The sequence below is a fragment of the Methyloversatilis sp. XJ19-13 genome (genome assembly GCF_024580155.1).
Taxonomy (GTDB): Bacteria; Pseudomonadota; Gammaproteobacteria; order Burkholderiales; family Rhodocyclaceae; genus Methyloversatilis.
In genome coordinates this window covers 190,481-208,463 of sequence record NZ_JANINH010000004.1, presented here as the reverse complement: position 1 = coordinate 208,463, position 17,983 = coordinate 190,481, and the positions used below count along the sequence as shown (strand labels likewise).

Sequence of the window (17,983 nt, the reverse complement as noted above, 5' to 3'; positions counted from 1 at the left end):
ATCGCGCGCGCGCCGCGCCTCCATTCATTGCCCTGGGTCATGTCCTCATGATCGATATCCTGAAACACACCTTCCGTCTCGCAGCACCCTTCTGGCGCGCTTCGCCCGGGCGTCACCGGTACTGGCTGCTCGCGCTGATCCTGATCGTACTGGTGGCCGCCAGCACGGGGCTCAACGTGTGGCTGAACGAGCTGCAGAAGGACTTCTACGATGCGCTGCAGAAGCTCGATGCACCGGGCTTCAACCGCAGCATCACGCTTTTTTTCGGCGCCGTCGCCATTCTGGTGGCGGTCACAACGCTGCTCGGCTACCTCGAGCAGGCGCTGGAAATCCGCTGGCGGCGCAGCCTGACCGATTCCATGATGCGGCGCTGGCTGCGGGACGACACCTTTTATCGCATGGAGCGCGACGCGCAGTGCGACAACCCGGACCAGCGGCTGTCGCAGGACATCAGCGAATATGTGAAGCTGATGATCAGTCTCGGCCTCGGTTTCATCGCCAATCTGGGCACGCTCGGGTCGATGGGCTGGATCCTGTGGCAGAGCGCCGGACCGATGACTTTCGATGTCGGCGGCGCGGCGGTGACCATTCCCGGTTACCTGTTCTGGCTGGCCATCGGCTGGGGCATATTGCAGACCGTGGTGACACATGTTGCAGGCCACCGCCTGGCCGGCCTCACCGTGGCGCAACAGACCTGCGAGGCCGATTTCCGCTTTGCGCTGGGCAGGGTGCGCGATGCGGCAGAGCAGATCGCGCTGTACCGCGGCCAGGCGGTCGAGCAGACGCGGCTGCAGCAGCTGTTCGGCGAAATCCGCCGCAACTGGGCACTGCTGATGCGGCACAACGTCTATCTGAACCTGACCACCACGACGTTTTCAGTCATCGCGGTGCTGGTGCCCATCATCGCCGTATCGCCCAAGGTGCTCACCGGTGAGCTGTCGCTGGGCACGCTGATGCAGGACATCGCCGCATTCGCCGCCACGACCTCGGCGGTGGCCTGGTTCGCGCTGTCCTACCGCGACCTGTTCCAGTTGTCGGCGCGGGTGCGTCGCCTGACCACCATGGAGGCGGTCATGGCGCAACGACCTGCCGGGGGCATCGCACTCGAACGCGAGCCGGCAAGCCGGACAATCACTGGCGAGTCGGTCGAGCTCGGCCTGCCGTCGGGACGCCTTCTGTCGGCCATCCGCGCGTTCGCCTTCGCGCCCGGCGAGCGCTGGCTGGTTCGCGGACCTTCCGGCGTCGGCAAGAGCACGCTGCTGCGTGCCATCGCCGGGCTGTGGCCCTTCGGCAGCGGTCGCATCACGCTGCCGGACGCGGCTCGCATGATGTTCATGCCGCAGAAGAACTATCTGGCCGACGGTCCGCTGAAAGACACACTGGCCTATCCGGCATCGACCGACAGCGTTGACCCCGCGGCCATGGCTCAGGCACTGATCGACTGTCGCCTGCCTCATCTGGTGGCGCGTCTCGATGAGTCGGCGCGCTGGAGCCACCAGCTTTCACCCGGCGAGCAGCAACGGCTGGCGTTTGCCCGGGCGCTGCTGTACCAGCCGGACATCCTGTTCATGGACGAGTCGTCGAGCGCGCTCGACAATGCGACCGAAGCGCAGATGTACCAGCTGATCGTCGAACGCCTGCCAGGCTGTACCGTGGTCAGCGTGGCGCATCGAACCACCCTGGAAGTGTTCCACGACAACTTCCTGAACATCGAGCCGCCGGGCCCGTCCGGCGCGAAGGCCTGACACTTGACTGAACAGATTGAATCCGGCGGCGACGGCCGCATACTGAACCACTTCGACGGCGGCGTTGCCATCGTGACGATGTCGCGCCCGGCGCGGCGCAACGCCTACAGCACGGCGATGATGCGCGCGCTGCGGCTGGCAGTCGGCGCCGTGCTGTCCGATCCAGCCTGCGAACTGCTCGTGCTGCGCGGCGACGGCGCCAGTTTCAGTGCCGGGGGCGACGTGCATGAATTCGCGCAAGGTCTGACGCTCGAACCGGCAGCGCGGCAGGCGTCGTTCGAGGCGCTGGTCGCCGAACAGGTCAATCCGGTCATCCTTGCGTTGCGCGCGGCGCACCAGCCGGTGATCGCGGCGGTGCGCGGCGACTGTGTCGGCTATGGCCTGTCGCTGATGCTGGCCTCCGACTTTGCCCTGGCCGCCGATGACGCGCTGTTCAGCACCGCCGGCATCGCGCTGGCGCAGCCGGGGGCCGGCGGGCAGTCCGCCTTCCTGAGCCGCGCGCTGGGCGAACGACGCGCGCGAGAGTTGATGTGGAGCGCGCGCCGCTTCGACGCGCACGAAGCGAAGGCGCTCGGTCTGGTCGAACGCGTCGTGCCGGTAGCCGATTTCGAGGCAGCCCTTGCCGACGAAGTGACCCGCATCGCCCGCGGCCCGCGCCATGCGTACGCCGAGATCAAGCACCTTTTGAGCGCCGCCGCCGACGGCGCAGCCGGTCAGCCGCTGGCCGATCAACTGTCGGCAGAGGCGGCAGCCTTCGGGCGCAGCGCCGCCAGCGCCGACTTTGCCGAAGCCGTCCAGGCCTTCGTGGCACGACGCAAGCCGCAGTTCGGACGGGACGGATGATAGCGGCATGACAGTGTTCAGCGTGAAACTCGGCAGCCCGCGCCGGCCCGGCGAGGGGCTGCGGCTGGGCACCGTGCGGCGGCCGCCACGCGGCGTGCCGAAGACCGAACTCGCGGCACGCGACTGGTACGACCTTTGGTTTCCGAATCTGGCGCCCTCCGCGGACACGCTCAAGCGGTGGAAGGCCGATCCGTCGCCCCTGCAGTGGCCGGCGTTCTCGAAGCGCTATCTCGCGGAAATGGCGGCGCCGGACGCGCGGCACACGATCGCGCTGCTGGCGGCGCTGTCGCACCGGACCGACTTTTCGGTCGGTTGCTACTGCGCCGACGAGGCGCACTGCCACCGCTCTCTGCTGCGCACGCTGCTGGCCGATGCCGGCGCCCGGATGGGGTAAAGCGGCGGGAACGGTCGCCCGTATCGGCGGTCCGGACGCAGGGCGTTACACTGCTACCCGCATGCTCAACATTGTTTCTGGAGATACACCATGGGTCTGTTCGATTCGATCGCAGGTCAGGTGGCCGGTGCGCTGTCCGGCCAGAGTGGCGCACAGGGTTCCGGCCTGCTGCAACTGTTGATGGGCCTGATCAACAATCCGCAGGCTGGCGGCCTGCAGGGGCTGATCGCCGCCTTTCAGGACAAGGGGCTGGGCGACCTGGTGTCGTCCTGGGTGGGTACCGGACAGAACCTGCCGATTTCGCCCGAACAGCTGCAGTCGGTACTCGGCAGCGGTCAGATCGGCCAGATTGCGCAGCAGCTCGGGCTGTCGCCGCAGGAAGTGTCGGGCCAGCTGAGCGCGCTGCTGCCGCAGGTGATCGACGGCATCACACCGAATGGTCGGATACCGGAAGGCGACGCCATGCAGAACGCCCTCGGCATGCTGAGCGGGCTGCTCAAATAGGGCGGGCGGCCACGCATGTTCAAGCTGATCGGCGTCGCAGTTGCGATCTACACCGTATATGCCTTCGTGAAGGGCGAGGTGTATGCGCGCTCTTTCGTGATGGGCCGCAAGGTCACGCGGGCGGAAGATGAAAATTACTTCCTGACCGTGATCGCCATCTACGGGCTGCTGAGCGTCGGGTTGATGACCTTTCTCTGAAGCGGTTCGGGGGCGGATTTTGCCGCCATAACCGGCCACGCAGGGCGCCTGCAGCTTGAGTGCTGCGCTGCACTAACGGATAATTCAGTGGTTTCGCGGCGCACCGTGTGCCGCGACGTGCAGTAAACCCCTGGCGAACCTTCGCCCCGTCATGACGAGTTACCTCTATCTGCTGCTGGGTGCCGCGCTGGTCAATAACGTGGTGTTCGTGCGCATTCTCGGCCTGTGCCCCTTCATGGGTGTGTCGAAGAAGCTCGAAACCGCAGTGGGCATGGGTCTGGCGACGATGTTCGTGCTGACGCTGGCATGCGGCACCAGCTATCTGATCGACACCTTCCTGCTGAAGCCCTTCGACCTCGGCTATCTGTCGACGTTGAGCTTCATCGTGGTGATCGCCGCCATCGTGCAGCTGACCGAACTGGTGATACAGAAAACCAGCCCGCTGCTGCATCAGGTGCTGGGCATCTACCTGCCGCTGATCACCACCAATTGCGCCGTGCTCGGCGTGCCGCTGCTCAATGCCTCGATGGCGCATGACCTGCTCGAATCGCTGCTGTTCGGCTTCGCGTCGGCCGCCGGCTTCGTGCTGGCGCTGGTGCTGTTCGCCAGCATCCGCGAGCGGCTCGACGGTGCCGACATTCCCGCGCCGTTCCGCGGCAACGCCATCGCCATGATCACGGCCGGCCTGATGAGCCTCGCCTTCATGGGTTTTGCAGGGCTGGATTCGTGATCACGGCACTGATCGTCATGGCCGGTCTGGCGCTGGTGCTCGGTGCGACGCTGGGCGCAGCATCGGTGCTGTTCAAGACACAGGGCGACCCGCTGGTCGACAAGATCGATGCCATCCTGCCGCAGACGCAGTGCGGCCAGTGCGGCTACCCCGGCTGCAAGCCTTACGCCACCGCGATCGCCGGCGGCGACGCCGACATCAACCAGTGCCCGCCGGGCGGCGACGAGGGCGTGCGCAAGCTGGCCGATCTGCTGGGCCGCGAGTACAAGCCGCTGAATGCCGAACACGGCATCGAAAAGCCGAAGTCTGTTGCGGTCATCGACGAGGCGACCTGCATCGGCTGCACCCTGTGCATCCAGGCCTGCCCGGTGGACGCCATTGTCGGCGCGGCCAAGCAGATGCACACCATCGTCGCCGACCTGTGCACCGGCTGCGAACTGTGCGTGCCGCCCTGCCCGGCCGACTGCATCGACATGGTGCCGGTGGCCGAAACGGTCGAGAACTGGAAGTGGCGCTATCCGGTGTTCGAGCTGAAGGTGCAGCCGGCAACACTGCCGGCGAAGGAAGCGGCCTGACATGCTGAGCAAGCTCTTTTCGTTCAACGGCGGCGTCAAGCCCGACCCGAACAAGTCGCTGTCGACGCGCGAACCGATCGCCCGCCTGGCGCTGCCGCCGCAGCTCGTCATTCCGCTGCACCAGCACATCGGCGGCACGCCGCGACCGCTGGTGAACGTGGGCGACACGGTGTTGCGCGGGCAGCGCATCGGTGCGGCCGACGGCAATGTATCGAGCGCGGTGCATGCGCCCACCTCAGGCCTCGTGGTCGCCATTGAGCCACGGCCGATGCCGCACGCGTCGGGGCTGTCGTCACCGGCCGTGGTGATCGAACCCGATGGGCAGGACACCGCCATCGAACGCGAGCCGTTCGACTGGCACGCCGCCGCGCCGGGTGAAACCCGCGATTTCCTGCGCGATGCGGGCGTGGTGGGTCTGGGCGGTGCGGTGTTTCCGAGCCACCTGAAGCTCAACCCCGGCAAATCAGGTCACACCGACACGCTGGTGATCAACGGTGCCGAGTGCGAGCCCTTCATCACCTGCGACGACATGCTCATGCGAGCCGAGCCCGAAAACATCCTGCGCGGCGCGCTGATCATGCAGCGCATGCTGGCCGCGAAGCAGGTGCTGGTGGCGCTGGAGGACAACAAGCCGGAAGCCGCTGTCGCACTAAAGGCCGCCGCACAGTCGCTGGGCCACGCCTCGCTCGAAGTCGTCGTGGTACCGACGCGCTACCCGGCCGGCGGCGCCAAGCAGCTGATCCGCGTGCTGACCGGCATCGAGGTGCCGCATGGCAGCCGTTCGACCGATTTCGGCGTGCAGTGCTTCAACGTCGCCACCGCGCTGGCCGTGTGGCGCGCGCTGGAGCACGGAGAACCACTGACCCGGCGCATCGTCACGGTGACCGGAAATGTCGAGCGCCCACGCAATTTCGACGTCGCCATCGGCACGCCGATTTCGTACCTGTTCGCCGCAGCCGGCCTCAAGCCCGACACCGACAAGCTCATCATGGGCGGCCCGATGATGGGCATCCCGCTGCCGGATATCGACGCGCCGGTGGTCAAGGCCACCAATTGCCTGCTCGCCTCGTCGCCGACGCTGTTCGCGCCGCCGGAACCTGAATTGCCCTGCATACGCTGCGGCGAGTGCGCGCGCGCCTGTCCGGCCGACCTGCAACCGTTCGAGCTGTACTGGCATTCGCGGGCGCGCAATTTCGGCCGCGCGCAGGAATACAAGCTGTTCGACTGCATCGAATGCGGCTGCTGCGCTTACGTGTGCCCGTCGCACATCCCGCTGGTCGATTACTACCGCTACGCCAAGAGTGAAATCTGGGCGCGCGAACGCGACAAGGACGCTGCCGATTCGGCACGCGAGCGTTTCGAATTCCGCAACTGGCGCGCCGACCGCGAAAAGGAAGAGAAGGCCGCCAAGCTGGCTGCACGCAATGCCGCCAAGCCGGCGGTCAAGCCGGCTGACGGCACAGCCCCGGCCGCCGACACCGCACCGGCCGCCAATGACCCGAAGAAGGCGCTGATCGAAGCGGCCATGGCGCGTGCCAGGGCACAGAAGGAGGCGGTAGCAGCAAAGAACACCGACGCGCTGACGCCGGCCCAGCAGGCGCAGATCGACGCGGCAGAGGAACGCCGCAAGCGCGCGTCGGAACTGAGCGGGAGCGACGCGCCCGCCGAGTGAGCCAGGCCATGCCCCCCCAACGAGCCACCCCATGAGCTGACCCGCGACTGCCCCGGGCAGTACCCACCCGACGGCCCCGCCGACCACCACGGACTCCGATGTACAACTCGCCCTATCTCCGCCAGAACACCAGCGTGCGCCGCGTCATGGTGACCGTGCTCGTCGCCATGCTGCCGGCCATCGCCCTGCAGGTGTGGCTGTTCGGCATCGGCCTGCTGCTGCAGATCGCGATCGCCAGCGCCACTGCGCTGGCCTGCGAAGCCGCCATGCTGTCGCTGCGCCGCCGCCCGGTGGCCCGCGCGCTCGGCGATGGCAGCGCACTGGTCACCGCCTGGCTGATCGCCGTCTGTCTGCCGCCGCTGCTGCCCTGGTGGATGATCGTCATCGGCACGTCGTTCGCGATCATCATCGGCAAGCACCTGTATGGCGGCCTCGGCCAGAACCCGTTCAACCCGGCCATGCTGGCCTATTGCGTGCTGATCATCAGCTTTCCGGCGCTGATGTCACAGTGGCCGGGACTGCAGGGCAGCGACGCCGCCACACAACTGCACTGGGTGCTCGGCGGCGAGCGCGCGCTCGACGCGGTCACCGGCGCCACACCGCTGGATGCGCTGCGCACCGGGCTGCTCGGCAACGCCGATGTCTCCGCCGTGATGCAGTCAGCGGCTTTCGGTCACGTGGGCGGCGCCGGCTGGGAATGGGTCGCACTGGCCTGGGGCGCGGGCGGCCTGCTGCTGCTCGCGCTGCGCATCATCACCTGGCACATTCCGGTCGCCTTCCTCGGCGCCATGGCGCTGGTGTCCGGCGTGGCCTGGCTGATCGATCCGTCGCACTACGCCAGCCCGGCCTTCCACCTGCTGGCCGGCGGCACCATGCTGGGTGCCTTCTTCATTGCGACCGATCCGGTGTCGGGCGCCACGACGCCGCGCGGGAAACTGATCTTCGCGGCGGGCATCGCGCTCATCGCCTGGCTGATCCGCGCCTTCGGCGCCTACCCGGACGGCATCGCCTTCGCGGTGCTGCTGCTGAACATCTGCGTGCCGCTGATCGACATCAAGACCCAGCCGCCCGTGTTCGGCCACAAGGTCGAACCGCCGGACGGAGGCGCACGATGAGCGACGCGGCGCGTGACACCCCGGCGGTGACACCGGCCGCCGATCCGGCACCGGCCGAGGCGTTGCCCAGCGCACTGACAGCGCACGAACTGACACCACCCGCCAGTGCAGCCGGCACCGCCGCGCGATCGGCCTTGCTGCTCGGCACCTTCACGCTCATCTTCACCGCGCTGATGGCGCTCACCTTCGAAGCCACGCGCGAGCCGATCCGCGCATCGGTCGAAGCGCGCCGGCTCGAGCTGATCGCCCAGGTGCTGCCGCAGGGCGACTACGACAACGCGCTGCTGACTGACATCGTGCAGTTGCCGTCACTGCCCGCGCTGGGCATTGCCGGGCCGGTCACGCTGCACCGCGCGCGACGCGGCGCCGATCCGGTCGCGCTGGTGTTCGAGGCGCAAGCGCCCGACGGCTACAGCGGCGCGATCCGCCTGCTGATCGCGCTGCGCGCCGATGGCACACTGGGCGGCGTGCGGGTCGTTGCGCACAAGGAAACACCCGGTCTGGGCGACTACATCGACCCGGCCAAGGACCGCGCCACGCCGAAGTGGATCGCCCAGTTCGCCGGCCGCGACACCGCGCAGGCGCACAACTGGACGGTGCGCAAGGACGGTGGCGACTTCGCTTACATGACGGGTGCGACGATTTCGCCGCGCGCCGTGATCCGTGCCACGGGGCGCGCCGTGGCGGCGATCGCCCCGGCGCGCGAGGCGCTGTTCGGCCTGCCGACCGGCGCATCGGCTGGTGAGGTGTTCAAGTGATGCGTGCAGCGCCGCCCGCGTTGCCCTCACCCGGCGCTGCGCGCCACCCTCTCCCGCTGAGGCGGGAGAGGGATCAGATCGCGACTCCACCTCGCTCGCTGATGCGGGATCAGGCCACCACTCCCCTCTCCCGCATCAGCGGGAGAGGGGCCGGGGGTGAGGGCCGGAACATTACCCGACGGCAGTCAGCGTTCATTCCCTCTTTCCGCGACAATCCGCGGTGAATTACAGGACGGGCTCACGATGAACCTTGAAGAACGCACGGCCTACGGCGACATCGGTCGCAAGGGCCTGTGGGAAAACAACACCGCGCTGGTGCAGCTGCTCGGCCTGTGTCCGCTGCTGGCCGTCAGCAACACGCTGGTCAATGCGGTCAGCCTCGCGCTGGCTACCGTGCTGGTGATGGCGCTGGCCAGCGGCGCCGTGGCGGCGCTGCGCACGCTGATTCCTTACGAAATCCGCATCCCGGTGTTTATCCTGATCATCGCCGCGCTGGTCACCTGCCTCGACCTCGCCTTCAATGCCTGGCTGCACGAACTGTATCTGGTGCTGGGCATCTTCATTCCGCTGATCGTCACCAACTGCATCGTGCTCGCACGGGTGGAAGCCTTCGCAGCAAAGAATTCGCCACTGGCCGCCGCGTGGGATGGCGCGGCGATGGGTGTCGGCCTGCTGTGGGTGCTGGCGCTTCTGGGCGGCGCACGCGAACTGATCGGCGCGGGCACGCTGTTTTCGGGTATCGACATGATCATTCCGGGCGCGCAGGCGTTCAAGCTGCTGGGTGACGACTACCACGGTCTGCTGATCGCCATCCTGCCGCCCGGCGCCTTCATTCTGCTCGGGCTGTTGATTGCCGCACGTAATACCTGGGTGGCGCGCGCCGCGGCCGCCCGTCCGGCGGCACCGCACACACCGGCAGACACGGCGTCTGCCTGATGGGGGCACGGGCCAGCAAGCTTGCGCGCGCCGACATCCAGACGATGTTCGAGCGCTGGCGCGCCGCCAACCCGCATCCGGAAAGCGATCTCGAATACGGCTCGCCATTCCAGCTGCTGGTCGCCGTGGTGCTGTCGGCGCAGGCGACCGACAAGGGCGTGAATGTGGCCACACGCCGGCTGTTTCCCTTGGCGCCGACGCCGGAAGCCATGGTCAGTCTGGGTGTCGCCGGGGTCGAGGACATCATCAAGACCATCGGCCTGTTCCGCGCCAAGGCGAAGAACGTCGTGTCACTGTCGCACCAGCTTCTGGAGAAGCATGGCGGCGAAGTACCGAACGACCGCGCCGCGCTCGAAGCGCTGCCCGGCGTCGGCCGCAAGACGGCCAATGTGGTGCTGAACATCGTGTTCGGCGAGCCGACCATGGCAGTCGATACGCACATCTTCCGCATTTCGAACCGCATCGGCCTCGCGCCCGGCAAGGACGTCGTCGCGGTCGAACAGGCACTGCTCAAGGTGGTCCCGAAGGAATTCATGGACCACGCCCACCACTGGCTCATCCTGCACGGCCGCTATACCTGCACCGCTCGCAAGCCGCTGTGCGGCCAGTGCAACATCACCGACCTATGCCGCTTCAGGGACAAGAACATCGCCGGGTGACAACCCGGCAGGGCCGCCTGCGCTTGGAGGTCGGTGCGATCAGCCCTGCAGGAAACGCATGGCGAATTCTTCGCCGGGCAGCGGTTTGCTGAACAGATAACCCTGCCAGGCATCGCAGTCGCGTTCCTTCAGGAACGCCAGCTGTTCGGGGGTTTCGACACCTTCGGCCACCACGCGCATTTTCAGCGTGTGCGCCATGGCGATGATGGTGGCAGCGATTTCCATGTCATTGCGGTCGTGCGGGATGTCGCGCACGAAGCTCTGGTCGATCTTCAGCACGTCGATCGGAAAGCGCTTCAGATAGGCCAGTGACGAATAGCCGGTGCCGAAATCATCGATCGACAAGGCAATGCCGAGCGCCTTGAGTTCGCGCAGCCGCATTTCGGTCGCGGCCTGTTCGCCGGCCAGCATCGATTCGGTCAGTTCGAATTCGAGCCAGTCCGGGCCGACACCGAACTCTTCCATCAACGCGGCCACGCGCTGGGCGAGATCGGCCTGCTGCAGTTGGCGCGCCGACAGGTTGACCGCCACCGTCAGGGCGTGGCCGGCGTCGCGCCAGGCGCGCACCTGGGCACAGGCCGTGCGCAGTACCCACTCACCGATCGGCACGATCAGACCGGTTTCCTCCGCCACCGGTATGAAGCGCGCCGGTGAAATGACGCCCTCTTCCGGATCGATCCAGCGTACCAGCGCTTCGGCGCCGGTCAGCCGGCCGCTGGTCATGTCGACCTGTGGCTGGAAATGCAGCGTGAATTCTCCACGCTCCAGCGCACGGCGCAGCCGCGTGTCCAGATGCAGCCGGTCCTGCGCGGCGCGGCTCATGGCTTCGGTGTAGAAGCGGAACGCGCCGCGCCCCGCTTCCTTGGCCTGGTACATCGCCACATCGGAATGCTGGATCAGCTCGGTGACGTTGCGGCCATCGTCCGGAAACACCGAAATGCCGATGCTCGCACCGATGTAGATTTCGCGTCCCTGGCTCAGGCTGAACGGCGCCGTCAGCAGATCGATCAGCATCTGCGCGACGATGGCGGCGTCTTCCGGCACCGTCATTTCCTCGATCAGCAACACGAATTCATCGCCGCCGAGCCGGGCCAGCGTGTCGACCTCGCGCAGCCGGCTGCGCAGCCGCTTCGCAATCGCGGCCAGGAGTTCGTCGCCAGCTGGATGACCCAGGCTGTCGTTCACGTTCTTGAAACGGTCCAGATCGATGAACAGCAGCGCGAGATGGCAGCGGCTGCGGGCGGCGCGTTCGATCGCATGCTGGATGCGCGACTGCATCAGCAGGCGATTCGGCAGATCGGTCAGCGGATCGTGGTGCGCCAGGTAGTCGAGCTTGGCTTCGGAGCGCTTGAGCTGGCTGATATCGGTCATGACCGAAACATAGTGGCTGGGCGCGCCAGCTTCGTTGCGCACCGTGCTGATGGTGAGCAGCTGCTGGTAAAGCTCGCCGTTCTTGCGCCGGTTCCACACCTCACCCTGCCAGTTGCCGCTGTCCAGCAACGCCGACCACATGGCCTGGTAGAACGGCGCGTCGTGGCGCCCGGACTTCAGCATGCGCGGTGTCTGACCGATGGCTTCGAATTCGCTGTAGCCGCTGATGTGGGTGAACGCGCGATTGACGGCGACGATCTGCGCGTCGAGATCGGTGATGAAAATACCGTCACGCGTGCTTTCGAACACCGCGCCAGCCTGCCTGAGTGCGGTGGCTGCGCGCACTTTCTGCACGGCCAGGCCGGTGATGCGGCTGAAATCGTTGATCAGTTCCAGCTGGGCGGCATCCGGCAGACAGGGTGTGTCGTGATAAAGCGCAAAGGTGCCGAGCACGCGCCCGTCCTTGTCCTTGTAGGGCACCGACCAGCAGGCACTGAAGCCGCCCAGGCGCGCCAGTTCGACATGAGACGCCCAGTACGGGTGCTCGAACACATTCTCGACCAGAACGGTTTCGCCCGACCAGGCAGACGTGCCGCAGGAGCCTACGCCCGGACCCGGCAGCACGCCTTCGATCGCTTGCAGATAGCGCTCGGGCAGCGAAGGGGCAGCGCCGTTCACAAGACGGCCGTTCACTTCATGCAGCAGCTGGATCGATACGCGCGTCGACGGTTCGATCGCCTGCATGCGCAGCGCGATCGCTTCGAGAATGACGGACAGCGGTTCGGCGGCAACGATGCGGTCAAGCACTTCGGCACGTGCCTCGCCGATCAGTGCGGCGCGCTTGTCGGCGCTGACATCGGTCCATGAACCCACGAACTCAGCGCCCGGATCACCGCTCTGGCCGACCCGGCGCAGTTCGTCGCGCACCCAGATTACGCTGCCGTCACGCCGTTTGAAGCGGTAGTCGAGGCTGAGCTGCCCGTCCAGCAGGAGACCTTCGGAGCGCGCCAGCGCGGTATCGCGGTCCTGCGCATGCAAGCCGGCCTGCCACCAGCCGGGCGTCAGTACTTCGGCCACCGTATAGCCAAGGATGCGCGTCACGTTTTCGCTGACCCACGACGACTGGTACTCGCCGTCCTGCAGGCGCAGGCTGTAGACGATGGTCGGACTGGCTGCGAGCAGTTGCGACATGCGCTGGTTGGTGGCGTTGAGACGTTCGCTCTCAAGCACCAGCTCGGCCCGGCGATGGACTTTCTCCAGCGTGGCCGGCAGTTCGAACAGATAGCCGGGATGCTTGACCAGATAGTCGTCGACACCCAGATGCAAGGCGCTGGATGCCAGTTGCTCGCTGTCCTGACCCGCCAGCATGACGATGGGCAAGGACAGCTGGCGCTCGCTGCGGATCAGCTTCACGAGGTCGAGCCCGGTCGTTTCATCGGGCAGCGCGTCGATCAGCAATACGTCGAAAGTCGCTTCGGCTTCCGGGCCGGCTTGCAGCCGGTTGATCACCGCATCGGTGCCACCGGTGCTTTCCAGCCGGATCTGCGGCGCGTGCTTGAGGAGGTGACCGCGCATCAGTTCCACATCTTCAAGGCTCGATTCGGCGCACAGCACGCGAATCGGCCGGTCGCACCGCGCCGACATCGAACGGTGCCGCCGCAGGGCAGCGTCAAGCACGCGCGGCAACCGTTCGAGGTAGGGGCCGGATTTGATGAGGTAATCGTCGGCACCCGCCTTCAGCGCGGCAATGGCCGAACTGCCGTCGCCCGACCCGGTCAGCACCACCACCGCGACCGGCAGGGCGCGTTCCCTGACGTGAGCCAGCAATTCCAGTCCGCTGCCATCGGGCAGCTTCAGATCGGTGAGCAGCAGGTCGACGCCAGCCCGGGCGAGGCGTTGACGCGCGTCCTTGAGGGTGGGCACGATTTCGATGTCGAGTACGCTGCCGCTGCGGCGAAGTGCGCGCTGCGTCAGATCGGCATCAAATTCTGAATCTTCTGCGTAGAGGATTCGCATCAGATCGGCGGCTGGTTCAGTTCGAACCAGTATCGTCCGATCTGGCCCGTCGCTTCGACGAAACGATCAAAATCCACCGGCTTGACGATGAAGGAATTGACGCCCAGCGAATAAGCATCGAGCAGGTCACGATGTTCCGCCGACGAACTCAGCATCACCACCGGAATGCTCCGATGCACCGGATGGCGCTTCAGCTGGCGCAGCACCTCGAAACCATTGACGCCCGGCAAGTTGATGTCGAGCAGGATCAGCGCAGGTGGCGGCTCGCCCGTGTCCCAGCGTCGCATGAAATCGAGCGCCGTTTCGCCGTCGCGCGCCACACTGACCGGACCGGCCAGCGGGTCGCGCGCGAAGGCGCGACAGGTCAGATCGATGTCGACCGGATTGTCTTCGACCAGCAGGATGGGCGGGGCCGCTGACGGCTGGCGGGTGGCGGGATTCATGCCGGAAACTCCAGATGGAAGGTGGCGCCCTCGCCCGGCGCGCTTTCTGCCCAGACACGGCCGTCCATGCGCTGCATGGCCTTGCGCACCAGCGCAAGCCCCACGCCGGTACCCGAGAAGTCTTCGTTGCGGTGCAGCCGCTGGAAGATCTCGAATATCCGTTCGTGGTATTTCATGTCGAAGCCGATACCGTTGTCGCGAATGCTCAGATGGGCACGCCCGTCCCGCACGGCCGCGTGCAGCGTAACGATGGCCGGATTGGCATCACGACTGAACTTCAGCGCATTGTCCAGCAGGTTGCGAAGCACCATTTCGACTCCCTGATGATCGGCACATACGGTAATGGACGGTACCTCACCCACGATCTGCACTGACGCCGCTGTGATTTCGTCGCTGCGACGGTGCAGCACATTGCGCATGACTTCGCCCAGGTCGACCCGGCTCGCTTCAAGCGAACGACGCTCCATGCGCGAGTAGGCCAGCAGGTCCTCGATCAGGGCATGCATCTGGCGTGTGCCGTTGCGAATGTTGGCGAGGAAGCGCTGCCCCTGTTCGTCCAGGCGGTCGCCGTAATCCTCCAGCAGGATCTTGCTGTAGCCGTCGATGCCGCGCAAGGGCGCCTTCAGGTCATGCGAGACGGCGTACGAGAAGGATTCCAGCTCCTTCATCGCATCGGACAGCGCCTGCGTGCGCTCGGCGACGCGCTGTTCGAGGTCACGGTTGAGCTCGCGCAGGGTGTCCTGCGTTTCACGGAATTCGGTGATGTCGCGTGCAATGCCGAGCACGCCGACCAGCTTGCCGCCGGCATCGTGCATCGGCGTCTTGATCGTCTGCAGCCGCATCCGCTCACCGGTTTCCCGCATGGTCACCCATTCTTCGTTGACGCTGTTCTGGTCGGTACGCATTGCAAGCTCGTCATGGCTGCGGAACAGATCGGCTTCTTCCTTGCTGAACAGCTCGTAATCGGTCCGGCCCAGCAGTTCGGCTTCCGTCCTGCCGCACAGGCGTTCGAACTGCCTGTTGCACGACAGGTAGACACCTTCCGGAGATTTGAGCCACACCAGGTCGGGCAGCGTGGCAAACAGCGTACGCAGATGGGTACGCTCCTGCTCGACCGACCGCTCGGCGTTGTGGCGCGCGGTGATGTCGACATCCATGCAAACCATGATCGGGTCCTTGTCGAGCCCGGGGATGCTGAACAGCGTCGCTTCGATCCAGCGCGGTGAACCGTCGCGGTGCCGGACCAGATATTCGGACGGTCCGATCGACTGTCCGCTGCGCACGATCTGCGCAAACGATTCACGGAACGCGTCGGCCTCTTCCCGCGTGTGCATCAGGGTGTCGATGCTGCGCCCGATCGCCTCGTCCGGGTGCCAGCCATACAGCCGGGTGGACCCGCCGTTCCAGTACAGCACGAGGCCTTGCGCGTCGAACCATTGCACTGCCACGTTCGGCGCCTGTTCGAGCGTGGCGCGCAGCCGCTCCTCGGACGCGCGCAAGGCCTGCTCGGCTTCGAACTGGTACGTGACGTCGAGCAGCGTGCCGACGTACTTGACCACGCCGCCAGCATCGTCGGTGATCATCTGCACGCTGGGTCGCAGGTGGCGCACGGGCCCGATATCCGGCGAGGTGCGATGGACGAAAATGGGTACTTCGGTCGCTCCCTGTGCGAGCAGACCCATCACACGCCCCACCAGATCACGGTCGTCCGGGTGCAGCAGATTCAGATACTGCTCGGGTGCGGGGACACCGTCGGCCGGATCAAGGCCGAAAAACGCGTGCATCTGTTCCGACCACCAGCCTCCGCCGGTGGCTCTGTGATACTCCCAGCTGCCCAGGCCGGCGATGCGCTCTGCTGCACTCAGGCGGTTCCGCTCGAGCTTGAGCGCCTGTTCCGCCTCGTGCCGCGCCGTGATGTCCTGAATCACCGCCAGATGATAGTCGGGCTCGGCGCCGGGCGCCCACAGCGGCGACACGCTCAGTGCGACCCGGATGACGCGGCCGTCCTTGTGGAACACCCGATGTTCAATCGAAAACTCGCGGATCTCACCTCTTTTGAGCGAGTCGAGCAACGCCAGATTACCCGGGAGATCCTCCGGGTGCGTGACGCGCATGAAATCAAGGCGGCGCATGTCGGCGTCGGTGTAGCCCATGATTTCACTGTATTTCTTGTTGACCGACATGAAGTGGCCGCGGCGACTGTCGATGCGTGCCACACCCACGCCCGCCTGCTCGAACATGGCGCGGAACTGCCGCTCCCTGTCCAGCAACGCAGCGTGCTGCGCCTGCAGCCGCACCGCCATATCATTGAATGCGGAACCGATCTCGGCAAGTTCGTCGCGCCCGCCGAGGTCGACGCGGGTATCGAGCCGACCCTGTCCGAACGCCCGTACAGCGTTGGTCAGCTGCGCAGCGCGGCGGAACCAGAACAGGTGCAGGAACAGCGACAGCAGCAAGGACCAGCAAAGGATCAGCAGCGCATGCCGCCACAGTTCGACGCGGCTGGCATGCAGTCGTTGACTGTACGGCTGGGTCAGGTCCGAACGCACGAAAAGCTGGTGGCCGCCTTCAAGAGCCATAAGGCCAGTCAGCGCGGTGCGCGAGGCATCCAACTGCACCAGCAGCGAGTTGTCGGGCGCGCGCGGCGCATCCAGCAGCACCCCACCGCCGCGTGTGTCGGCCGCGAGGATGTCTGGCAGCGACTGCCCCAGATCGGCACGCGCAAGCGAGCCGACGACACGGCCGCCGGGCGCGGTCAGATAGGCGTGCGTCAGGTGGGGGCGCAAGGCCAGTTCGGCCACCGCACGTCGCAGCTGCAATGTCCGGTTCTGCAGGATGAGTTCATCGAGCGCCGACTGTTCGATACCCAGCCGCTCGACCAGCAGCTGCTTCTGTTCTTGTTCCACGCGCAGGCGGTAGTCGGCCCGCTGCAGCATGTGATCGAAGCCGACCATCACCAGCGCCACCACGGTGATGAGCAGCGGAACCAGCGTGCGGGCGGGCAGGCGCAGCGTCATGGCCGCTGCCTCGCCGCCAGAACATCCGCCGCAACGCGCCCGTCGAACAAATTGGTCCAGTCAGGTTCGGCCATGACGCGCTGACTGGCCTTCAGGTCGGTCATCAATTGTGCGAGTGCCAGCACGCGGGCCTCAGGCACCGCATCGAACAGTTCCACGCTGTCTTCCAGCGCCAGCAGGCGCACCTGGTCGAGTGCGCGAAGGTAGGACGCCGTGTCCAGATCGGTGCCGGCTGCCAGCATCTGTGCCGCTTCCTGCGGCTGCGCCAGCAGCGCCAGCCGGCCATCCTCGAAGGCGCGCAGCAGGGCCCGTACCTGGGCCGGCCGGGCGCCCAGCGCATCGCCGCGGATCACCAGCACGTCGACCACTTCGCCCGGCATGTTGGCGCTGTCGAGCAGCACGTGGTAGCCGGCCGCCACGAGGCTGGACAGGACCGGCTCGAAGGTGATGACTGCATCAACACGGCCTCGTGTCAGGGCGACTTCGTGCTCGACCAACGGCAGCCTGAAAAGCGACACGGCATCGCGCTGCAAGCCACCGGCTTCGAGCAGGCGTTGCAACATCACATCGGCCAGTGCGCTGTTCTCCATGCCGATGCGAGCGCCTTTCAGCGCCGCTGCGTTCGCGAAGCCGGGCTTGGCGACCACGGCGTCGGCCCCTTTTGACAGGCTGAGGATGGCCACTACCTTGATATCCACGCCCGAACTTGCCAGTTCGATCGCTTCGGGCAGCGTCAGGCCGGCCGCGTCAAGCAGCCCGTTGCGCAGCTGCCGCGCACTTTCGCTGCTCGATTCGAGTTCGACGATGCGCAGTTCGGCCGGATCGGTGAGACCGCGCTCGCGCGCCAGAACGAGCGGGTCATAGCCCAGCCAGGGGTTGAGGCCGACCCGCAACGGCAGCTCCGGCGGGCCGCTGCACGCCGCAAGGGCCAGGCAGGCAGCCAGCAGAATGATGGATCGAGACACTACGCAAAGGCGCATTTCGGATCGGGCAGTTTGCTGGCCAGA

Annotated in this window: 16 protein-coding genes; 12 read left to right on the top strand and 4 right to left on the bottom strand. The window is 66.2% G+C overall.

The window, feature by feature from the left end:
- Positions 1-47 precede the first annotated feature (47 nt).
- The 12 genes from NMQ14_RS07440 to nth all read left to right on the top strand — a co-directional run bounded on the left by NMQ14_RS07440 (position 48) and on the right by nth (position 10,129).
- Positions 48-1,745, top strand: a complete 1,698-nt coding sequence (locus tag NMQ14_RS07440; RefSeq protein ID WP_257094839.1) for an ABC transporter ATP-binding protein/permease — start codon at positions 48-50, stop codon at positions 1,743-1,745.
- 3 nt (positions 1,746-1,748) lie between these two features.
- Complete coding sequence (locus tag NMQ14_RS07435; RefSeq protein WP_257094837.1) at positions 1,749-2,588, top strand: enoyl-CoA hydratase/isomerase family protein; 840 nt, start codon at positions 1,749-1,751, stop codon at positions 2,586-2,588.
- Positions 2,589-2,595: 7 nt separating this feature from the next.
- Positions 2,596-2,982, top strand: coding sequence for a DUF488 domain-containing protein (locus tag NMQ14_RS07430; RefSeq protein ID WP_257094835.1), 387 nt, complete (start codon positions 2,596-2,598; stop codon positions 2,980-2,982).
- A 90-nt stretch (positions 2,983-3,072) separates the two neighbouring features.
- A complete protein-coding gene (locus NMQ14_RS07425; protein WP_257094832.1) occupies positions 3,073-3,486 on the top strand; it encodes a YidB family protein in 414 nt (137 codons plus the stop codon).
- Positions 3,487-3,501: 15 nt separating this feature from the next.
- On the top strand, positions 3,502-3,684 hold the full coding sequence (locus NMQ14_RS07420; protein ID WP_257094830.1) for a hypothetical protein: 183 nt from the start codon (positions 3,502-3,504) through the stop codon (positions 3,682-3,684).
- Positions 3,685-3,835: 151 nt separating this feature from the next.
- Positions 3,836-4,414, top strand: a complete 579-nt coding sequence (rsxA, locus tag NMQ14_RS07415) for an electron transport complex subunit RsxA (RefSeq protein WP_069040029.1) — start codon at positions 3,836-3,838, stop codon at positions 4,412-4,414.
- A complete protein-coding gene (gene rsxB, locus NMQ14_RS07410; protein ID WP_257094828.1) occupies positions 4,411-4,989 on the top strand; it encodes an electron transport complex subunit RsxB in 579 nt (192 codons plus the stop codon). Before rsxA ends, rsxB begins: the two co-directional genes overlap by 4 nt.
- Before the next feature lies 1 nt (position 4,990).
- A complete protein-coding gene (gene rsxC / locus NMQ14_RS07405) occupies positions 4,991-6,661 on the top strand; it encodes an electron transport complex subunit RsxC (protein ID WP_257094826.1) in 1,671 nt (556 codons plus the stop codon).
- Positions 6,662-6,759: 98 nt separating this feature from the next.
- Entirely contained in the window at positions 6,760-7,776 is a 1,017-nt protein-coding gene (locus NMQ14_RS07400) for an RnfABCDGE type electron transport complex subunit D (protein WP_257094824.1), read from the top strand.
- Complete coding sequence (gene rsxG, locus NMQ14_RS07395; protein WP_257094822.1) at positions 7,773-8,534, top strand: electron transport complex subunit RsxG; 762 nt, start codon at positions 7,773-7,775, stop codon at positions 8,532-8,534. Before NMQ14_RS07400 ends, rsxG begins: the two co-directional genes overlap by 4 nt.
- A gap of 243 nt (positions 8,535-8,777) precedes the next feature.
- On the top strand, positions 8,778-9,470 hold the full coding sequence (gene rsxE, locus NMQ14_RS07390; RefSeq protein ID WP_257094820.1) for an electron transport complex subunit RsxE: 693 nt from the start codon (positions 8,778-8,780) through the stop codon (positions 9,468-9,470).
- Positions 9,470-10,129, top strand: a complete 660-nt coding sequence (nth, locus tag NMQ14_RS07385; protein ID WP_257094818.1) for an endonuclease III — start codon at positions 9,470-9,472, stop codon at positions 10,127-10,129. The genes rsxE and nth overlap by 1 nt, the downstream gene beginning before the upstream one ends.
- 39 nt (positions 10,130-10,168) lie before the next feature.
- On the opposite strand, the gene NMQ14_RS07380 is transcribed toward nth, so the two are convergent.
- The 4 genes from NMQ14_RS07380 to NMQ14_RS07365 are packed head-to-tail and all read right to left on the bottom strand — an operon-like array spanning position 10,169 to position 17,941.
- Positions 10,169-13,516 carry an EAL domain-containing protein gene (locus NMQ14_RS07380; protein ID WP_257094816.1) on the bottom strand — a complete coding sequence of 1,116 codons (3,348 nt, stop codon included), beginning with the start codon at positions 13,514-13,516 and terminating at the stop codon, positions 10,169-10,171.
- Positions 13,516-13,959: a response regulator gene (locus NMQ14_RS07375; RefSeq protein ID WP_257094814.1), complete on the bottom strand. Its 444-nt coding sequence runs from the start codon at positions 13,957-13,959 to the stop codon at positions 13,516-13,518. The genes NMQ14_RS07380 and NMQ14_RS07375 overlap by 1 nt, the downstream gene beginning before the upstream one ends.
- Positions 13,956-16,976 carry a PAS domain S-box protein gene (locus tag NMQ14_RS07370; RefSeq protein ID WP_257094812.1) on the bottom strand — a complete coding sequence of 1,007 codons (3,021 nt, stop codon included), beginning with the start codon at positions 16,974-16,976 and terminating at the stop codon, positions 13,956-13,958. The genes NMQ14_RS07375 and NMQ14_RS07370 overlap by 4 nt, the downstream gene beginning before the upstream one ends.
- Positions 16,973-17,941 carry an ABC transporter substrate-binding protein gene (locus NMQ14_RS07365; RefSeq protein ID WP_257094810.1) on the bottom strand — a complete coding sequence of 323 codons (969 nt, stop codon included), beginning with the start codon at positions 17,939-17,941 and terminating at the stop codon, positions 16,973-16,975. Before NMQ14_RS07365 ends, NMQ14_RS07370 begins: the two co-directional genes overlap by 4 nt.
- Positions 17,942-17,983 lie beyond the last annotated feature (42 nt).

What these genes read in the sequence shown, in the direction of transcription:
- NMQ14_RS07440 (WP_257094839.1), top strand. Translation starts at nt 48, where the DNA reads ATGATCGATATCCTGAAACACACCTTCCGTCTCGCAGCACCCTTCTGG.
- NMQ14_RS07430 (WP_257094835.1), top strand. Translation starts at nt 2,596, where the DNA reads ATGACAGTGTTCAGCGTGAAACTCGGCAGCCCGCGCCGGCCCGGCGAG.
- NMQ14_RS07425 (WP_257094832.1), top strand. Translation starts at nt 3,073, where the DNA reads ATGGGTCTGTTCGATTCGATCGCAGGTCAGGTGGCCGGTGCGCTGTCC.
- NMQ14_RS07420 (WP_257094830.1), top strand. Translation starts at nt 3,502, where the DNA reads ATGTTCAAGCTGATCGGCGTCGCAGTTGCGATCTACACCGTATATGCC.
- rsxA (WP_069040029.1), top strand. Translation starts at nt 3,836, where the DNA reads ATGACGAGTTACCTCTATCTGCTGCTGGGTGCCGCGCTGGTCAATAAC.
- rsxC (WP_257094826.1), top strand. Translation starts at nt 4,991, where the DNA reads ATGCTGAGCAAGCTCTTTTCGTTCAACGGCGGCGTCAAGCCCGACCCG.
- NMQ14_RS07400 (WP_257094824.1), top strand. Translation starts at nt 6,760, where the DNA reads ATGTACAACTCGCCCTATCTCCGCCAGAACACCAGCGTGCGCCGCGTC.
- rsxG (WP_257094822.1), top strand. Translation starts at nt 7,773, where the DNA reads ATGAGCGACGCGGCGCGTGACACCCCGGCGGTGACACCGGCCGCCGAT.
- rsxE (WP_257094820.1), top strand. Translation starts at nt 8,778, where the DNA reads ATGAACCTTGAAGAACGCACGGCCTACGGCGACATCGGTCGCAAGGGC.
- nth (WP_257094818.1), top strand. Translation starts at nt 9,470, where the DNA reads ATGGGGGCACGGGCCAGCAAGCTTGCGCGCGCCGACATCCAGACGATG.
- NMQ14_RS07380 (WP_257094816.1), bottom strand. Translation starts at nt 13,516, where the DNA reads ATGCGAATCCTCTACGCAGAAGATTCAGAATTTGATGCCGATCTGACG.
- NMQ14_RS07375 (WP_257094814.1), bottom strand. Translation starts at nt 13,959, where the DNA reads ATGAATCCCGCCACCCGCCAGCCGTCAGCGGCCCCGCCCATCCTGCTG.
- NMQ14_RS07370 (WP_257094812.1), bottom strand. Translation starts at nt 16,976, where the DNA reads ATGACGCTGCGCCTGCCCGCCCGCACGCTGGTTCCGCTGCTCATCACC.